Raw genomic sequence first — 1,117 nt, 5'->3', positions numbered from 1 at the left:
GTACGTTAGAATGGCCTCATGGAAAAGAACACCTTGAGATACTCCGGTATCGTATTCTTGGCCGGAGCCAGCTACGGCGCCCAAGCGACCACGGTGAAGATAACGTACGCCGCAGGCTTCACCTGGACCCAGGTGGTAGCGAGCCAGGCATTGTTCGCAGCGCTTTTGTTCGCAGTCGCGCTGCTCGTGCAGCGAGCGCGCGGCAAGCGTCTGGTCCCGCTTTCCCTCAAACAGACGATAGCTCTTTTGGCTCTGGGACTGAACACGTGCATCGGCACCGTGCTGTACAACTACGCGCTCACCCTGCTGCCTGTTTCGGTAGCCATCACGCTGCTTTTCCAGTTCACCTGGATGGGCATCGTCGTCCAGCTGGTGGTCATGCGCAGACGCCCGCGTGCGGCCGAGGCGGCAGCGGCGGCTGTTATCCTGGGCGGAACGCTCATGGCCAGCGGCATGTTCTCCGAATCGGTGGGCGCTCTTGACCCCGTCGGCATCGCATGCGGGCTGCTCTCGGCCGTCAGCTGCACCTTCTTCATGTTCTTCTCGAGCCGCGTCGGGCGCGGCATGCCGTCCGTTCAGCGCGGGCTCGTCGTGTGCCTAGGCGCGTGCGCGCTGGGCTTCGCTGTGCCCCGACTACTTCGCAAGCGGCGTTCTGCAGGACGGCATCTGGAAGTTCGGCCTCGTTCTGGGACTATGCGCGCTGTTCGTGCCGGTAGCGCTGTTCGGCATCGCCACGCCGCACCTGACACCGGGGCTGGCTGCCATCATGGCATCCTCCGAGCTTCCCTGCGGCATCGCCCTGTCGACGCTCGTGCTGGGCGAGCCGGTTGAAGCGCTCCAGGTCGCCGGCGTCGTTGCCATCCTGGCCGGCATCGTTATCTCGCAGCTGCCCCACTTAGGGCGCAGGTCGGACATCGGCGAAGGGCGAGGCGCCGGGTGCCGCGCCCGGCGCCTCGCGGCGGCCGCGCGGCGCGTTGGGCGAGAAGCGCCCCGCCGCTGATCGCGCTCGACGACCTCGGCGCGCGCGAACGGCTCGGAGGGTCGTCGTCGGCTGAACTCGAGCTCGCAGCGCGCCGCCGCTCGCCTGCGCTTAGGGGTCGTATACGAAATCCCATCC

At 66.5% G+C, this 1,117-nt stretch carries 2 protein-coding genes; both read left to right on the top strand.

Annotated elements, in window-relative coordinates; genetic code table 11:
- The first annotated feature begins 18 nt into the window (after window positions 1-18).
- Window positions 19-831: an EamA family transporter gene (locus ACMO6A_RS12690; RefSeq protein WP_418471358.1), complete on the top strand. Its 813-nt coding sequence runs from the start codon at window positions 19-21 to the stop codon at window positions 829-831.
- Window positions 719-1,000, top strand: a complete 282-nt coding sequence (locus ACMO6A_RS12685; RefSeq protein ID WP_418471359.1) for a hypothetical protein — start codon at window positions 719-721, stop codon at window positions 998-1,000. Before ACMO6A_RS12690 ends, ACMO6A_RS12685 begins: the two co-directional genes overlap by 113 nt.
- The last annotated feature ends 117 nt before the right edge of the window (window positions 1,001-1,117 follow it).

This window comes from Eggerthella sp., from assembly GCF_048329335.1.
Taxonomy (GTDB): Bacteria; Actinomycetota; Coriobacteriia; order Coriobacteriales; family Eggerthellaceae; genus Eggerthella; species Eggerthella lenta.
This window is presented reverse-complemented; position numbering and strand designations above follow the sequence as displayed.

Coding starts and splice junctions, on each gene's coding strand:
- ACMO6A_RS12690 (WP_418471358.1), top strand. CDS start 19: ATGGAAAAGAACACCTTGAGATACTCCGGTATCGTATTCTTGGCCGGA.